This window comes from Pedobacter superstes, assembly GCF_037622515.1.
Classification (GTDB): Bacteria; Bacteroidota; Bacteroidia; order Sphingobacteriales; family Sphingobacteriaceae; genus Paradesertivirga; species Paradesertivirga superstes.
In genome coordinates this window covers 454131-470154 of record NZ_JBBJCN010000003.1, presented here as the reverse complement: position 1 = coordinate 470154, position 16024 = coordinate 454131, and the positions used below count along the sequence as shown (strand labels likewise).

The window sequence follows — 16024 nt, the reverse complement described above, 5'->3', positions numbered from 1 at the left end:
CACATACACTTTTGGCAATACATTCTTTAAGCACACCTATCGAATACCTCAAGGGCGTTGGACCTCAGCGTGCAGATGTGCTTAAAAAAGAATTATCCATCTTCACCTACCAGGATTTACTTAATCATTATCCATTCAGATATGTTGATCGGACAAAGTTTTATAAAATAAGAGAGCTAAGTCCCGATTTACCCCTTGTTCAATTTATAGCCCGCTTAATATCAAAAGAAATTGTAGGTGAAAAGCAATCAAGGCGTCTTGTGGCTAAGCTGAGAGATGACACAGGCATCGTAGAACTGGTATGGTTCCAGGGAATGAAATGGGTGGAGAAAATGCTCCAGCCAAATGCTGTATTTATTGTATTTGGAAAACCAAATGAGTTTAACGGTAAGATTTCAATCACTCATCCCGAGCTTGAATTATATAATCCAAATTTAAAGAAACAAGGCAATTTAACCCTGCAACCTGTTTATAATTCTACCGAGAAGCTTAAGCAATTTTCATTGGATACTAAAGGTATTCAACGCCTGCAGACATCTGCTCTTGAGGCAGTACTTTACGAAATTCAGGAAACGTTACCCGCTTACTTACTTAGTCAGTATAAGTTTATCGGTAAGCAGGAGGCAATTCAATATATTCATTTCCCTCCCGATGCTTTGTCATTGCAGGCGGCAATCAGGAGGTTAAAGTTTGAGGAGTTGTTTTTTATACAGCTTAGATTACTGAAAAATAAACTTTTACGAACGCAAAAATTTAAGGGCTCGGTGTTTGATAAGGTTGGTGAAAAGTTCAATACTTTTTATAATGAGAAACTTCCGTTTGATTTAACCAATGCGCAAAAAAGAGTTTTAAAAGAGATTCGTCTGGATACTCAAAAGGGAATTCAGATGAACAGATTGTTACAGGGTGATGTTGGAAGCGGTAAAACTATTGTAGCCCTTATGTGCATGTTGCTTGCTATAGATAATGGTTGTCAGGCATGTATTATGGCTCCCACAGAAATTCTGGCTCAGCAGCATTTCAGTTCGATTCAAAAATTGGTAAATGATGATTTTGTAAGCATTTCAATATTAACCGGCTCTACTCCAAAAAAGGATCGTAAAAAAATTCATGCCGAGCTTGCTGATGGGAAGTTGAACATACTAGTTGGAACACATGCACTGATAGAGGATGCGGTGCAATTTGCAAACCTGGGCCTGGCAGTGGTTGATGAGCAGCATCGGTTTGGCGTAGAGCAGCGAGCCAAGCTTTGGAGGAAGAACGTTATACCTCCGCATGTATTAGTAATGACTGCAACCCCAATTCCACGCACTCTTTCGATGACATTATACGGCGATCTGGATGTATCAGTAATTGATGAGTTACCGGCAGGCAGAAAGCCCATTAAAACAATCCATCTGTTTGAAAATCAGCGTTTGCGAATGTTTGGTTTTATGCGGCAGGAAATAGCTTTGGGCCGGCAGGTTTACATAGTTTATCCTTTAATAAAAGAAAGTGAAAAGCTTGATCTTTTATATTTAGAAGCTGGTATAGAAACCATTTCTCGTGAGTTTCCATTGCCTGATTATAGAATTAGCATTGTACATGGAAAGCTGAAGCCATCTGAAAAGGACTTCGAAATGCAACGGTTTATAAAAGGAGAAACTCAGATAATGGTTGCGACCACAGTGATTGAAGTAGGTGTAAATGTTCCAAATGCCAGTGTGATGATCATTGAAAATGCAGAACGCTTTGGTTTATCGCAGTTACACCAGCTCAGGGGGAGAGTTGGTCGCGGGGCCGAACAGTCGTATTGCATTTTAATGAGCGGAAACAAGCTGAGTAAAGAAGCCAAAGTCCGTTTGGAAACTATGGTTAAAACTAATGATGGTTTTGAAATCTCTGAAATAGATCTTCAATTGCGTGGTCCGGGAGATATGGAAGGTACTCGTCAAAGCGGTGTATTAGATTTAAAACTTGCAGATTTAATGCAGGACCAGAATATTTTGCAGGAAGCAAGGAATGAAGTTATCCGGATTTTTGAGGAAGATGCAAACCTTGCTATGGAAAAAAATCACTTGCTTAAGCAGTATTTTAACATAAAAGAAAGGGCAATTTCACTTCATAACATATCATAGAACTGATGTAAAACTGTAGATTTGCGTCTCTGTTAATTAGAAAAAGATTTAGTGGACAAGTTAGATTCAGATCCGAAAAAAGATCCTTATGCCGCTTTGCGCTATCCGGAGTTTCGCTCATTTTTAGCAATACGGTTTTTTCTCACATTTGGCTACCAAATACAGGCCGTAATAATTGGCTGGTACATTTATCATTTAACAAAAGACCCCTTTTCTTTAGGACTTATTGGTTTAGCCGAAGCGATTCCCGCTTTGAGTATCGCTCTATATGGCGGTTACGTGGCCGATAAATCAGAAAAAACAAAGCTTTTAAAACTTATTTTGGCGGGAATGTTTGTGTGCTCTCTGATATTGTTCTTAGTAACATTGCCGGTTTTTTCTTCTCAGCTTAGTCAGTCAAATATCGTTTGGACAATATATCTTATGATTTTCGGGATTGGGATCGCCCGGGGATTTATGGGGCCAACCATATTTTCATTAATGGCTCAGATAATTCCGCGGGAACATTATGCTAATTCTTCAACATGGAACAGTACAGGCTGGCAGGTGGCTTCCATCGCTGGTCCGGCTTTCGGGGGGTTGGTATATGCTTATGCAGGAATCTCAGTGACTTTCTTTTTGATACTGGTTTTTTTAGTGATATCATTTGGATGTATATTTTTCCTTCAAAAGCGTCCTCCTCAATTTGTTCCACATGAGAATATGATGGAAAGTCTAAAGGAAGGAATCAGCTTTGTATTCCGCAGCAGGATGCTTGTAGGAGCAATGAGTCTCGATTTATTCTCTGTGTTTTTTGGGGGTGCTGTGGCATTAATTCCAGTAGTCGCCAGCGAAGTATTGCATGTAGGCGCCGAGCAGTTTGGAATGATGAGGGCGGCGCCCGCTATTGGGGCTGTGATAACGATGCTCTTTATGGCTCGCCATTCGCCCATGAACAAGCCCTGGAGAAATCTGTTGTTTGCCGTAACCGGATTTGGTTTATCAATAATTGGCTATGGCCTTTCCACCAGCTTCTATTTAACCCTGTTTTTTTTATTTTTTGAAGGTGTATTCGATAGTGTAAGCGTGGTGATCCGCTCAACCATTATGCAGTTACTAACTCCGGATAATATGCGCGGCAGAGTTTCAGCGGTTAATTCCATGTTTATTGGTTCTTCGAACGAAATCGGAGCTTTTGAATCCGGTTTAACCGCAAGGCTGATGGGTACAGTGCCGGCCATTCTTTTCGGCGGCAGCATGACACTTGTAATTGTATCAATAACTTATTTGAAAACTAAAAAATTGGTGCCTTTGGGTTTAAAAGAAATTCATCAACCCGAAAGCTAAGTTGCTCTTCGTTCAAAGTTTGTTATCTTCTTTTGCTTGCCAAAGAAAATATAGATTAAAGATCCGATAACCGGCGCCACAAGTACAATCAATACCCAGATTAATTTTGTCGTTGTACTGTCTCGAAAATTCGATTTCAGGATATCAATCAGGCAAATAAGAGCTAATATAAATGGCAAAATCACCATAAAAATAATTATGATTATTTCCAGTGTTCCAAGGTTTAGAAATAACAGGTTGTTCATTAGTTTTTTCATGAAAGGTACGACATTTAACTAATTTTCAATCCTCATGTTGTGCATTTTAGAAAAACACCAGGCGTCTCTGTGGAAAATGCAGCCCCGTCTTCATTCATACTGCACAAGGCATTAGCCACAATGGCCGGTATCCATTACAGCCGGGTTTAGGATGGGGAAAATGTGACTCCTAAACACCTTCACTCATCATATAAGGACCTGCAGCCATCATACAAGCACCTGCAATATTATCGCATCATCAAACCTGAATATTGCTTATACTAATCCCTGTACTTGTGAAATTTTCTATCAAAGCGGCATCCTATCTAAAACATAAAGCCCGGCATTAGCCAGGCTCTATAAAAAATTATCCGACACGAAAAATTAACTGATTTCCAAAACCTGCTTTTCTCCGATCTGCTGTCTCCACATCGCATAGTACAAGCCTTTTTCCTCCAATAACTCTGCGTGTTTTCCCGACTCAATAATTTGACCACGTTCCAGAACATAGATTCTGTCTGCGTGCATAATCGTTGAAAGCCTGTGAGCAATGAGAATGGTGATATGATTATCCATTTCAGAGACATCACGGATTGTGCGGGTGATCTCCTCTTCCGTTATAGAATCGAGGGATGATGTGGCCTCATCGAAAATCAGAATATTTGGTTTTCTCAACAATGCACGCGCGATAGATAAACGTTGTTTTTCGCCTCCTGATACTTTTACACCTCCTTCACCAATTACAGTATCCAGACCTTTTTCTGCACGTGCCAGTAAAGATTGACATGCGGATTTTTCCAGAACATTCATACAATCCTCATCCGTAGCATCCGGGCGAACAAATAAAAGGTTTTCTCGTATGGTTCCCGAAAATAATTGAGTATCCTGTGTTACAAATCCTATGCGTTCCCTTAATCGATCTAAATCAATATCATGATAGGAAGAATTGTTGTACAATACATCACCTTCCAGTGGCTGATATAAACCAACGAGGAGCTTTACCAACGTCGTTTTTCCTGATCCGGATGGGCCTACAAAAGCGATGGTCTGACCAATATTCGTATCAAAAGAAATGTTGTTTAATGCATTTCTGTTAGCTGTCTGATGTTTAAAACTAACATCATTAAACTTCAGATTTGTGATGCGACTAATGATTTTTGGATTTGCCGGTTTTTTCTCTTTTGGAATGGCTAATATTTTACTGAAATTTTCTAGGGAAACTTCCGTTTCACGGTAAATATTTATAATGTTTCCAAGTTCCTGTAAAGGTCCAAAAATGAAGAAAGAATAAATGAATAAAGAGATAAACTCACCAACAGTGATTTTTTCTGCGAAAATAAGATAAAGCATTAACAGTAGTATCCCGTTTCTAAGCAGGTTAACCAGGGTGCCTTGTACAAAGCTCAGACTTCTTACGTATTTTACTTTTTTAAGCTCAAGGAGTAAAATCTTATCCGTTGTATTTTTAAGGCGCTGTATCTCCTGAGATGACAGGCCCAAGCTTTTAACCAGTTCTATATTGCGCAGCGATTCTGTGGTTGAACCTGCAAGCGTAGTTGTTTCGTGTACGATTTTTTTCTGAACTATTTTGATCTTTTTACTTAAAACAGAACTTATAAAACCAAGTATAGGAATAACAGAGAGATAAACAACAGCTATTGACCAATGAATATTGACCGCGTACACAAATACAAATATTATCCCGATTAGTGACGTAAAAAGAATATTAATAAGCGCCGTTATTAACTTTTCTGAATCTGTACGTACTTTTTGTAGTATCCCGAGTGTTTCCCCGCTTCTCTGGTCTTCAAATACAGAATAGGGTAAATCCAGCGAATGCGCCAAACCATCAGAATATATTTTCGCACCTAAACTCTGTGTAATTACATTAACATAATAATCCTGGAAATTCTTTGCAATGCGGGAGACCATGGCCACCCCCATTGCCGCAAGAATAAGTAAGCCGGCGCCTTTAAAAAACTCACCGGTTGTATACTCTTTATAATGTGTTACATAAGTATCAATGATTATACGAAGGATCCAGGGATCAAGCAAGGAGAAGGTTTGATTAATAGCAGCAAGAAATAATGCCAGTATCAGTAAGTTCTTGTATTGCTTCAAATATGTTAATAAAATCTTCATGATATTACAAAATTAAAAAAGGAATGAGCTAATTAACTCATTCCTTTTATTTTGACTTTTAGATTAAATATTTCAGGACGGCACTGTCACTCTGAGCTTCTCGGAGAGATTGTCACTCTGAGCGGAGTCGAAGAGTAATCGCTTATGTTTCGATAGGCTCAACATGACGCTTTCGCGTTACACCGTCATGATATCTTTTTCCTTAGATTCTACAAGCTTATCAATCTTAACTATGTAGCCATCGGTTAACTTTTGAACTTCGGCTTCACCTCCTTTTATCTCATCTTCAGAAACTCCCTCAGACTTTAATCTCTGGATTTTTCCATTTATATCTTTACGGATGTTTCGTATAGCTATACGTCCTTTTTCCGCTTCTTCTTTTGCTTTTTTAAACAGATCTTTCCGGCGTTCTTCGGTTAATGGCGGAACGTTCATACGGATAACGATTCCATCATTTTGAGGATTCAAACCTACGTTGGAATCAATAATAGCTTTTTCAATGGGGCCTATCATGTGTTTTTCCCAGGGTTGAGCTACCAGGGTACGGGCATCCGGAGTAGAAATTCCGCAAACCTGTTGCAATGGAGTCGGGTTGCCATAATAATCAACACTAATACCATCAAGCATGGTTGCTGAAGCCTTGCCCGCGCGAATTTTTAGTAATTCAGCATCGCAATGTTCAACAGCTTTTTCCATCGTGGCTTTGGCGTCGCTTAGCTGTTTTTTTATAAGTTCATTCATCGTTCAGTATATGAGATTTTATAACACAGTTTGATTATCCTTTTACTAAAGTTCCAATAGAATCACCATTGGCAATTCGCATAAAATTGCCGGATTTATTCATATCAAATACAATGATAGGAAGTTTGTTTTCCTGGCATAAAGTAAACGCAGTCATATCCATCACGTTTAGATTTTTATCGTAAACTTCCTGGAAAGTAATGTTTTCATATTTTACTGCTGTTAGATCTTTTTCGGGATCGGCAGAATAGATTCCATCAACTCGTGTTCCTTTTAATACGGCATCTGCCTGGATCTCGATGGCACGAAGTGAAGCGGCCGTATCAGTAGTGAAATAAGGGTTCCCTGTACCTGCTCCGAAAATTACAATCCTTCTTTTTTCAAGGTGTCTTACCGCTCTTCTGCGGATAAATGGTTCGCAGATCTGCTCCATTTTTATTGCCGTCATAAGCCGGGTTTTTACGCCTTCCTTTTCCAGAGCGTCCTGAAGTGCCATGCTGTTAATTACTGTAGCAAGCATCCCCATATAATCTGCCTGGACTCTGTCCATTCCGGCTTTTTCAGCGCTCAAGCCTCTGAAAATATTTCCTCCTCCTATTACTATAGCTATTTCCAGTCCGGTGTCATGAACTGCTTTTATATCTTTGGCGTATTGTAAAACACGGTCGCTGTCAATACCATATTGTTTATCACCCATTAATGATTCTCCGCTCAATTTCAGGAGGATGCGCTTATACTTCATTCAAGACAATATTTTGGCGAATTTAACAAATTAGTACATTAGTTAATTGATCATTGATCATTTAGTGAATTTTAAAATAGAACTTTAGCGGCAGGTGTGTGTGTGCGAGCGGTGTAATAAGGTTTATGAAGAGGGTTTAATATACTCGTTTTCAATGTATTGCATCTGGCAGAATTCAAAACATAGCATGCTCTTATACGCAAAAAATCCCTGCCAAATTTGGCAAGGATTTCTAATATTAATGCGTTTGGTCTAAACCAATGTAATGACTAAGCTCCTAACTGAACGCGTTTAAACGCAGTAACAGTTAACCCATTTTGAACTCCGTTTAAAAACTGAGCAACAGTTTTAGAAGAATCTTTAACGAATTCCTGATTCAATAAAGTTGAATCCTTATAGAATTTGTTCAGTTTACCGGCAGCGATTTTTTCTACCATTTCTTCTGGTTTACCTTCTGCACGAATTTGCTCTTTAGCAATTTCAAGTTCACGCTCAATAGTTTTGGCATCAACATCGCCTTTATCAAGAGCAACCGGGTTCATAGCTGCAATTTGCATTGCAACATCTTTACCAGCTTCGTTTGCATTAGCTGCATCAGCACTTAAAGCTACTAAAACACCTAAACGGTAGTTACCGTGGATGTAAGCAATAACTTTCTCGCCAGTTACAGTTTCGAATTTAGAAACACCAATTTTTTCTCCTATTTTACCGGTTTGATCAATTAATGCATCAGAAACTTTAGTTCCGTTTAAATCAAGACCGGTTAATTCTTCAACAGACGATACGTTTTTGTCGATCGCTAATTCAGCAATGCTGTTAGCAAAAGCAATAAAGTCAGCATTTTTAGCAACGAAATCAGTTTCGCAGTTAACTTCAACAATAATACCGCGTTTTCCGTCAGCTGTAGTTTTAGAAATAACTACGCCTTCGTTAGACTCACGATCCTGGCGGCTTGCAGCAACTTTAGCACCTTTTTTTCTAAGGTAATCAATCGCAACTTCGAAATCACCGTTTGCTTCTGTTAAAGCTTTTTTACAATCCATCATTCCTGCACCTGTTTGTTGGCGCAGTTTATTTACGTCTGAGGCAGAGATTTGTACTGTAGACATGTGTTTTTGTATTTAACCTCAAACCTCCGCCAATGGCGGAGGCTGAGAAGATTTAATTATTTATTCTATTAGTTCCCTTTGTGGGGATTGAGATTACTCAGCGCTTTCGGCAGGAGCGTCAGTTCCTGCTTCAGCAGTTACTTCAGCAGACTTACGTTCGCGACGGGAAGCACCTTCTTCTTTAGATTCAGGAGCATCAGCTTTTGCTTTTGCTACAGCTGCTTCTTTTTCAGCTTCGTCTTCTTTCTCACGTTTACGCTCGTCTAAGCCTTCCTGAATTGCTTTGATGATAATGTCAGTAATCAATTGGATTGATTTAGTAGCATCATCATTCGCAGGAATTGGGAAATCAATGTTTGAAGGGTCAGAGTTTGTATCTACCATTGCAAAAGTAGGTACGTTCAATTTTAATGCTTCAGAAACAGCAATGTGTTCTTTCTTAACATCAATAAGGAATAATGCAGCAGGCAGACGGTTCAAATCAGCGATACCTCCTAAAAGGTTTTCTAATTTGATACGCTCACGCTGAATCATTAATTTCTCTTTTTTAGAAAGTACATCGTAAGTTCCGTCTTTAGTCATCTTGTCGATGTTAGACATCTTTTTGATCGACTTACGTACTGTTGCGAAGTTTGTTAACATTCCACCTAACCAACGCTCGGTTACGAAAGGCATGTTTACAGATTTAGCCTGCTCTGCAACGATATCCTTAGCTTGCTTTTTTGTAGCTACGAATAATACTTTACGGCCAGATTTAACGATTTGTTTAATCGCGGCAGCAGCTTCTTCTAATTTTGTTAAAGTTTTATTTAAATCTATAATGTGGATGCCGTTACGCTCCATGAAAATGTACTGAGACATTTTCGGATCCCATTTGCGGGTAAGGTGACCAAAATGTACACCTGCATCCAATAAATCCTGATATGTTGTTCTTGCCATTGTGTGATCCTCCTGAGATTAACGTTTACTAAATTGAAATTTCTTACGGGCTTTCTTACGACCTGGTTTTTTACGCTCAACCATACGGTTATCACGAGTCATAATACCTTTAGCTCTCAAAGAAGGTTTAGTTTCCGGATCCAGTTCTACAATAGCTTTAGCAATTGCTAAACGTACCGCTTCCGCTTGTCCTTTAACACCACCACCGGCAACGTTAACAGTAACATCAAATTTTCCGGTAGAACCTGAAACTTCTGTAGACTGGGTAACGATGAATTGTAATGGTAAGGTAGGGAAGTACTCTTTGTAATCTTTACCGTTCACGGTAATGCCGCCGTTACCATCTTTAAGATAGATACGGGCAACTGCTGTTTTTCTTCTGCCTGAAGTGTTTGTTGTTGACATTTCGTTTCTCTTTGATTAAAGTTTGATTTCTTTTGGACTTTGTGCAGCATGAGGATGCTCAGCACCTGCATAAACATGTAGGTTTTTGTACAACGCACGTCCCAAACGATTCTTAGGTAACATACCACGTACAGCTTTTTCAACTATACGCTCAGGATGTTTAGCCAATAACTCTTTCGGAGAAATAAAACGCTGACCGCCTGGATAGCCTGTGTAACGGACATAGGTTTTGTCACCCATTTTGTTACCGGTCAGTTTTACCTTGTCTGCATTGATAACGATTACGTTATCTCCGCAGTCTACGTGTGGGGTGTACGATGGCTTGTTCTTTCCTCTGATCACCATAGCGATTTTAGAAGATAAGCGCCCCAAAATCTCGCCTTCAGCGTCAACAACTATCCATTGTTTGTCGACGGTCTGTTTGTTAGCAGAGACAGTTTTGTAACTTAACGTATTCACTTGCTTGATATTAAATTAATTAAAAAATATTTTATACCCCTCAAAAAGGGATTGCAAAGATAGAAGGAATTAAATGAATGGCAAAACAAAAAAGAAAAAACCTCAGCGCCTTGGCGTCCTGGCCTGAGCGCATTCTCCTGCAGGAGACGAGTTGGGCGGACTACCTATTATAATGTATGTTATTAATAAAAGCGTTTATTATGCTCTAATTCGGGTAAGTTCCATGGTGAGACTTTTAAATCATCTGCCTTATCTGTCGAATGTGCAGTCCCGCTTTCTGTTTCAAATCCTCATTTCGCCGCCTGAAGGGGCGCATTAATCAATTAAACATTCTTCTTAATCGGATGTTGTCTGGTATCAAATATCGTTAATAATTAAATTTTGTTATTTTCTATTGGATATATTAATAAATTGTGTTTAGTAACTACGGCTTCTCTGATTGTTTCTTTACCCGAGAAGGGCTTGTACAAATAAGGTGACTCACTTATGAGGGAAAGTGTTTTTGCCACTTGTTTACAAAGTTTTTTGTTTCTCTCTCTGTCCAATTTTTTTCGAGGTAAGTAATTACTGAAGCGAAGTTTTTTCTAGATCTAGGCGACCATATAATTTCTAAAGCCATTTTTTGTAATCCTTCATAACCTCTTCATGTGGTATCCCTAAGCCTGCCTCCAGTTCTTCTATTGAGGTGTTTAAATCATTTTGGACTTTTGTAGGTAAGTTAGCCCACGAATGGCTTTGTAACAGTAAGTCTTTAATCTGATTGATCAGATTTTCATTATCAGTACTTAATATAATTTTTGCAAGTTCTTCCCTTTCAAGTTGAGATATCATATTGATAGGTTTAATAACAAATATACAAATCAGGACTATAAAGTATTTGCATAATCTCGTTGTCATTTGGCACGTTCCCGATAGGTGTGCATTGGCAAAGAATATACCTTTTAAAGTCATTAATTTCAATTAATAGTTTTTAATAAACCAATATTCATATTTTTGCGTTTTATAAGCGAGCTTGCAATAGCAACCTTTTATAATTCATATCCTTTAATAAATAGTATTTGTGATTATTCTTATCTTTTTTCTTTGCCACTGGTTCCTGTCGTTGTTCTTTCAGACATTTTTCCTTCACCGCTACGCATCTCATAAAATGTTTACTACCAGTAAATTCTGGGAACGCACATTTTATATTATGACCTGGGTTTTTCAGGGAGCATCATTCCTTAATCCAAGAGCCTATGCAATACTTCACCGTATGCATCATGCTTATAGTGATACAGAAAAAGATCCTCACTCACCACACTTTTTCAGAGATGTGTTTCAAATGATGTGGCATACAAAAGTAATCTTTCAGGAATATGTAAAGTTTAATAAAGAGCCGGAAACTCGTTTCAAAGGGAATTATCCTGAATGGAGAACAGTTGATTTAATGGCTTCTTCAATGGTGTCTCGAATTGGCTTTGTGGTTTTTTATATAGCCTTTTACATACAATTTGCTGAGCATTGGTGGATGTTCTTATTGCTCCCAATTCATTTTGTAATGGGACCATTACATGGCGCATTAGTTAACTGGTGCGGCCATAAATACGGTTATTCAAATTTCGATAACGGCGACCATTCTAAAAATACCACACCTTTCGACTTTTTTATGCTGGGTGAGTTATTCCAGAATAATCATCATATGCATCCGAATAGCGCCAACTTTGCGCAACGCTGGTTTGAATTCGATCCGGTCTATCCGGTCATGAAATTTATGCATTGGATAGGAATTATCCGACTCAGAAAATCATTTTAATATAAGAACCTCCAAACGGAGGTTTTTTTTTGCGAATTGCTTTTATATGTCGCATTTGTTTTAACTTTAAATTAAGTAATATATTTAGTTTAAAATCAGCCTTATGAGTATAGTTAAAGAATTCAGAGAATTTGCCATGCGCGGCAATGTTATCGATCTCGCCGTTGGTGTGATCATTGGTGCATCTTTTGGGAAAATCGTAACCTCTCTGGTCGACGATATTATTATGCCACCATTGGGCTATTTTTTAGGGGGCATAGATTTCGCGGATAAGAAAATACTTCTAAAGCCGGAAGATGCAGCGAATAAGGTAGCCGAAGTTTCTATTAAATACGGAAACTTCATAAATACCCTTATTCAGTTTCTCATAATAGCTTTCTGTATATTTCTTATTATTAAATTTCTTAACTCTTTAAAAAGGAAGGAAGAAGTTGTTGAAGTTGCTGTTGTTCCCGGAAAAGAAGAAGTATTGCTAAGTGAAATCAGAGATATTTTGAAAAATCAGAAGGTGAATTAATTCATCGGATGACTCTTTGCATTTCTGTCGAAGTCATCCGATGAAAAAGAATCCATTATTACTCATCCGGTATAAAACCTATCCTCGTCTTGATGTCGCAATTTGCGACTTCAAGTTTCATAAAAAAAACCTCCTAAGCGGAGGTTCAATTAATTTAATCTATAATTCATCGGTTTCCATTCACACAGTAGTCTTTATACTTAACTCTTTCAACTGTTCATCAGAAATCGTTGACGGAGAATCTATCATCACATCTTTACCCGAATTGTTTTTCGGGAACGCAATCACATCCCGGATAGAATCCAGTCCCGCGAAGATTGAAACCAGGCGGTCGAATCCGAAGGCGATACCGCCATGGGGAGGTGCCCCGAATTCAAAAGCTTCCATTAAGAAACCAAATTGTTTTTGCGCTTCTTCAGGACTGAATCCAAGGTGCTTAAACATTAAGCTTTGCAATCCTCTGTCGTGGATACGAATAGAACCACCACCAATTTCAGTTCCGTTGATCACTAAATCGTAAGCATTGGCTCTAACTTCTCCCGGTTTGGTGTCAAGCAAAGCAATGTCTTCCGGTTTGGGTGAAGTAAAGGGGTGGTGCATTGCATGATAACGAGCATGCTCTTCGTCCCATTCTAATAATGGAAAATCAACTACCCAAAGCGGAGAAAACTTATTCTTGTCACGGAGACCTAAACGGTCGCCTATTTCAAGGCGAAGCTCATTTAATTGTTTACGAACTTTATCTGTAGTTCCCGCCATTACCAAAACCAAATCTCCGGGCTGGGTTTTAAAAGCAGCTGACCATTGCTTTAAAGCGTCTTCGTTATAGAATTTATCTACAGATGATTTTAAGCTGCCATCTGCATTGTGGCGCATATAAATAAGACCGGTAGCTCCGATTTGAGGGCGCTTAATGAATTCGGTAAGTTCATCCAACTGTTTGCGGGTATATTCGGCACAACCTTTTGCATTAATACCTACAACAAGCTCAGCATTATCAAACACAGGGAAGCCCAGGCCTTTTACAATGTCATTTACTTCAACAAACTGCATCTCAAAACGAGTGTCAGGTTTGTCTGAACCGTACAAACGCATTGCGTCAGCATAATCCATACGAGGAACACTGCCAATATCAATGCCTTTCACTTTTTTGAACATGTGATTGATTAAACCCTCAAAGAGGTTTAAAATGTCCTCCTGTTCAATAAAGGCCATTTCACAGTCTATTTGAGTAAATTCTGGCTGACGATCTGCTCGTAAATCCTCATCGCGAAAGCATTTTACTATTTGAAAGTAACGGTCAAAACCTGAAACCATTAATAGCTGCTTAAATGTTTGCGGCGATTGCGGAAGTGCATAAAACTCGCCGGGATTCATTCTGCTTGGAACCACAAAATCCCGGGCACCCTCAGGTGTCGATTTTATAAGTACGGGCGTCTCAACTTCTAGGAAGTTCTGATCATCTAAATATTTTCTTATTTCCTGGGCCATTTTATGGCGAAGGATTAAATTATTTCTAACCGGCGCACGACGCAGATCCAGGTAACGGTATTTCATTCTTAAATCTTCGCCACCATCGGTTTCATCTTCAATCAAAAATGGAGGAAGCTTTGCTTCATTTAATATTTCAATAGAAGAAACTTTTATTTCTATATCTCCCGTAGGGATTTTAGGGTTTTTGCTGGCTCGCTCAATTACTTTTCCGGTAACTTTAATTACATACTCGCGTGAAAGTTCGCGGGCCTGTTCACTTAAAGTAGGATCCTCATCCATATTAATAAGGAGTTGGGTGATTCCATATCTGTCGCGAACATCAATAAAGGTCATTCCACCTAAATCGCGTGATTTTTGCACCCATCCTGCAAGGGTTACTTCTTTTCCTAAATCGTTGATGGTTAATTCACCGCAGGTATGTGTTCTATGCATAATAATTATGTTAGGGATGCAAAAGTAATTTTTTTGGTGTTAAATTATACATTTAAGTCGTTTAAGTGTTAGCCACTTCTAAGGTGTCAGACACTTTTTTATGTGCTTTTGAAGTTATTCTTTTTCTTTTACCTTTAAAAAATGCATCTAACTAAGGGTAATTGCTACCATATTTATAATAGAGGAAATAATAAACAACCTATCTTCTTTTCAGAAAATAATTATGTTTTCTTTCTTGAAAAAGTAAGGCGGTATATCTATCCAATATCTGATATCCTGAGTTGGTGTTTAATGCCTACACATTTTCATATTTTACTTCATGCAAATATCAATACTGTTTCAACCATAAGTCGAAATGGAATTGAAATTCAACAATTTTCTGAAAACATTCGTTTGCTTTTAAGTTCTTACACCAAAGCAATAAACAAACAAAATAAATTTAGTGGAAACCTTTTTCAGCAAAAAACCAAAGCTAAAGAAATTGATTTAGCGATGAACAACAATTAATTATTGCTTTCCATTATAATCATCAAAACGCATATAAGGCAGGGTTGGTAAAGAAAATGGAAGAGTGAAGCTTTTCGTCCTTCAAAGATTACATGAATATAAGAAATGGAAAGCTTTGTAATAAGATATTAACCAAACAATTGATTCCAATTGATGATGAACGTTTTTATGAAGACTCTTATAAGGTTATTTCTAATGAAAAGATGCAAATGATCTTTTGATTGCTATAAGTGTCAGACACCTCCAAGGTGTCAGACACTTACAACCTTTCCCTGTCAAATCTTTATCTCACCTTCAAAAACAAATTTAGCAGGTCCCTCTAGAAAGATATTGCTGAATTTCGACCCATCATAATTAAATCGAATGTTCAAATCTCCTCCCAAAACTTTTATAGGTGTGGTAATATCCCCGGTTTGGTTTTTATGTTTTGCCATTGCCAACGCTACAGCTGTAACGCCAGTTCCGCAGGCATAGGTTTCATCTTCTACGCCGCGTTCATAAGTTCTGACAAAATAGTGGTCTCCCTGGTCTTCAACAAAGTTAATGTTGATCCCTTCGGCCTGATAGGTATCATTGTATCGTATTGATTTCCCTTCTGAATAAACATCCTTATCAGATAAATTCGATACACATTTAACAAAATGTGGTGACCCGGTATTTAGGACGTAAGCATCCTCGTCCTTTTTAATTGCTTCAACATCAATCATTTGTAAGCTAACCCATTCGGCAGATTCTGAAATTTTGGCATAATGAGGTCCATCTACTGCCAAAAAGTTTGTTTCGTTGTCAATAATATTCAGATCTTTAGCAAAAGCAACAATACATCTTCCGCCATTTCCGCACATACTGCTTGGATTGCCGTCAGCATTATAATAAATCATTTCAAAATCGAAGCCTTTTTTCTCCTCAAGAAACATCATTCCATCAGCGCCGATGCCAAATCTTCTATCACATAATTTCGCGATTAAAGCGGGTTGGTGGTGGTTAAATCCTAATTTTCTATTATCAACGAGGATAAAATCATTTCCGGCTCCCTGATATTTTAAAAAGTGTAGTTTCATTGTTA

General features: G+C 38.3%; 16 protein-coding genes. 5 read left to right on the top strand and 11 right to left on the bottom strand.

Going from position 1 to position 16024, the window contains the following annotated elements; all coding sequences use genetic code 11:
- Positions 1–11 precede the first annotated feature (11 nt).
- Complete coding sequence (gene recG, locus WG906_RS10790) at positions 12–2117, top strand: ATP-dependent DNA helicase RecG (protein WP_339992606.1); 2106 nt, start codon at positions 12–14, stop codon at positions 2115–2117.
- Positions 2118–2168: 51 nt separating this feature from the next.
- On the top strand, positions 2169–3443 hold the full coding sequence (locus WG906_RS10785) for an MFS transporter (RefSeq protein WP_339992605.1): 1275 nt from the start codon (positions 2169–2171) through the stop codon (positions 3441–3443).
- Here the strand turns inward: WG906_RS10785 and WG906_RS10780 are convergent.
- The 9 genes from WG906_RS10780 to WG906_RS10740 all read right to left on the bottom strand — a co-directional run bounded on the left by WG906_RS10780 (position 3440) and on the right by WG906_RS10740 (position 11047).
- Positions 3440–3688 (bottom strand): PLDc N-terminal domain-containing protein, encoded by a 249-nt coding sequence (locus WG906_RS10780; protein WP_339992604.1) that lies wholly within the window; start codon positions 3686–3688, stop codon positions 3440–3442. The two genes, WG906_RS10785 and WG906_RS10780, sit on opposite strands and share 4 nt — an antisense overlap.
- Before the next feature lie 375 nt (positions 3689–4063).
- Complete coding sequence (locus WG906_RS10775; protein WP_339992603.1) at positions 4064–5821, bottom strand: ABC transporter ATP-binding protein; 1758 nt, start codon at positions 5819–5821, stop codon at positions 4064–4066.
- A 177-nt stretch (positions 5822–5998) separates the two neighbouring features.
- Positions 5999–6562, bottom strand: a complete 564-nt coding sequence (frr, locus tag WG906_RS10770; protein WP_339992602.1) for a ribosome recycling factor — start codon at positions 6560–6562, stop codon at positions 5999–6001.
- Between the two features lie 34 nt (positions 6563–6596).
- Entirely contained in the window at positions 6597–7304 is a 708-nt protein-coding gene (gene pyrH / locus WG906_RS10765) for a UMP kinase (protein WP_339992601.1), read from the bottom strand.
- 269 nt (positions 7305–7573) lie between these two features.
- Positions 7574–8413 (bottom strand): translation elongation factor Ts, encoded by an 840-nt coding sequence (gene tsf, locus WG906_RS10760; RefSeq protein ID WP_339992600.1) that lies wholly within the window; start codon positions 8411–8413, stop codon positions 7574–7576.
- A gap of 93 nt (positions 8414–8506) precedes the next feature.
- Positions 8507–9352 (bottom strand): 30S ribosomal protein S2, encoded by an 846-nt coding sequence (gene rpsB, locus WG906_RS10755; protein ID WP_339992599.1) that lies wholly within the window; start codon positions 9350–9352, stop codon positions 8507–8509.
- An 18-nt stretch (positions 9353–9370) separates the two neighbouring features.
- Positions 9371–9757 carry a 30S ribosomal protein S9 gene (rpsI, locus tag WG906_RS10750; RefSeq protein ID WP_339992598.1) on the bottom strand — a complete coding sequence of 129 codons (387 nt, stop codon included), beginning with the start codon at positions 9755–9757 and terminating at the stop codon, positions 9371–9373.
- 15 nt (positions 9758–9772) lie between these two features.
- Positions 9773–10216: a 50S ribosomal protein L13 gene (rplM, locus tag WG906_RS10745; RefSeq protein ID WP_339992597.1), complete on the bottom strand. Its 444-nt coding sequence runs from the start codon at positions 10214–10216 to the stop codon at positions 9773–9775.
- Positions 10217–10825: 609 nt separating this feature from the next.
- Positions 10826–11047, bottom strand: coding sequence for a hypothetical protein (locus WG906_RS10740; RefSeq protein WP_339992596.1), 222 nt, complete (start codon positions 11045–11047; stop codon positions 10826–10828).
- Between the two features lie 229 nt (positions 11048–11276).
- On the opposite strand from WG906_RS10740, the gene WG906_RS10735 reads away from it, so the two are divergent.
- On the top strand, positions 11277–12008 hold the full coding sequence (locus WG906_RS10735; RefSeq protein WP_339992595.1) for an acyl-CoA desaturase: 732 nt from the start codon (positions 11277–11279) through the stop codon (positions 12006–12008).
- Between the two features lie 103 nt (positions 12009–12111).
- Positions 12112–12525 carry a large-conductance mechanosensitive channel protein MscL gene (gene mscL / locus WG906_RS10730; protein WP_339992594.1) on the top strand — a complete coding sequence of 138 codons (414 nt, stop codon included), beginning with the start codon at positions 12112–12114 and terminating at the stop codon, positions 12523–12525.
- A 180-nt stretch (positions 12526–12705) separates the two neighbouring features.
- Here mscL and aspS read toward each other — a convergent pair whose 3' ends face one another.
- Complete coding sequence (aspS, locus tag WG906_RS10725) at positions 12706–14451, bottom strand: aspartate--tRNA ligase (protein ID WP_339992593.1); 1746 nt, start codon at positions 14449–14451, stop codon at positions 12706–12708.
- A 141-nt stretch (positions 14452–14592) separates the two neighbouring features.
- Here aspS and WG906_RS10720 point away from each other — a divergent pair, with 141 nt between their 5' ends.
- Positions 14593–14958, top strand: coding sequence for a hypothetical protein (locus WG906_RS10720; protein WP_339992592.1), 366 nt, complete (start codon positions 14593–14595; stop codon positions 14956–14958).
- A gap of 275 nt (positions 14959–15233) precedes the next feature.
- Here WG906_RS10720 and dapF read toward each other — a convergent pair whose 3' ends face one another.
- On the bottom strand, positions 15234–16019 hold the full coding sequence (gene dapF / locus WG906_RS10715; protein WP_339992591.1) for a diaminopimelate epimerase: 786 nt from the start codon (positions 16017–16019) through the stop codon (positions 15234–15236).
- Between the last annotated feature and the right edge of the window lie 5 nt (positions 16020–16024).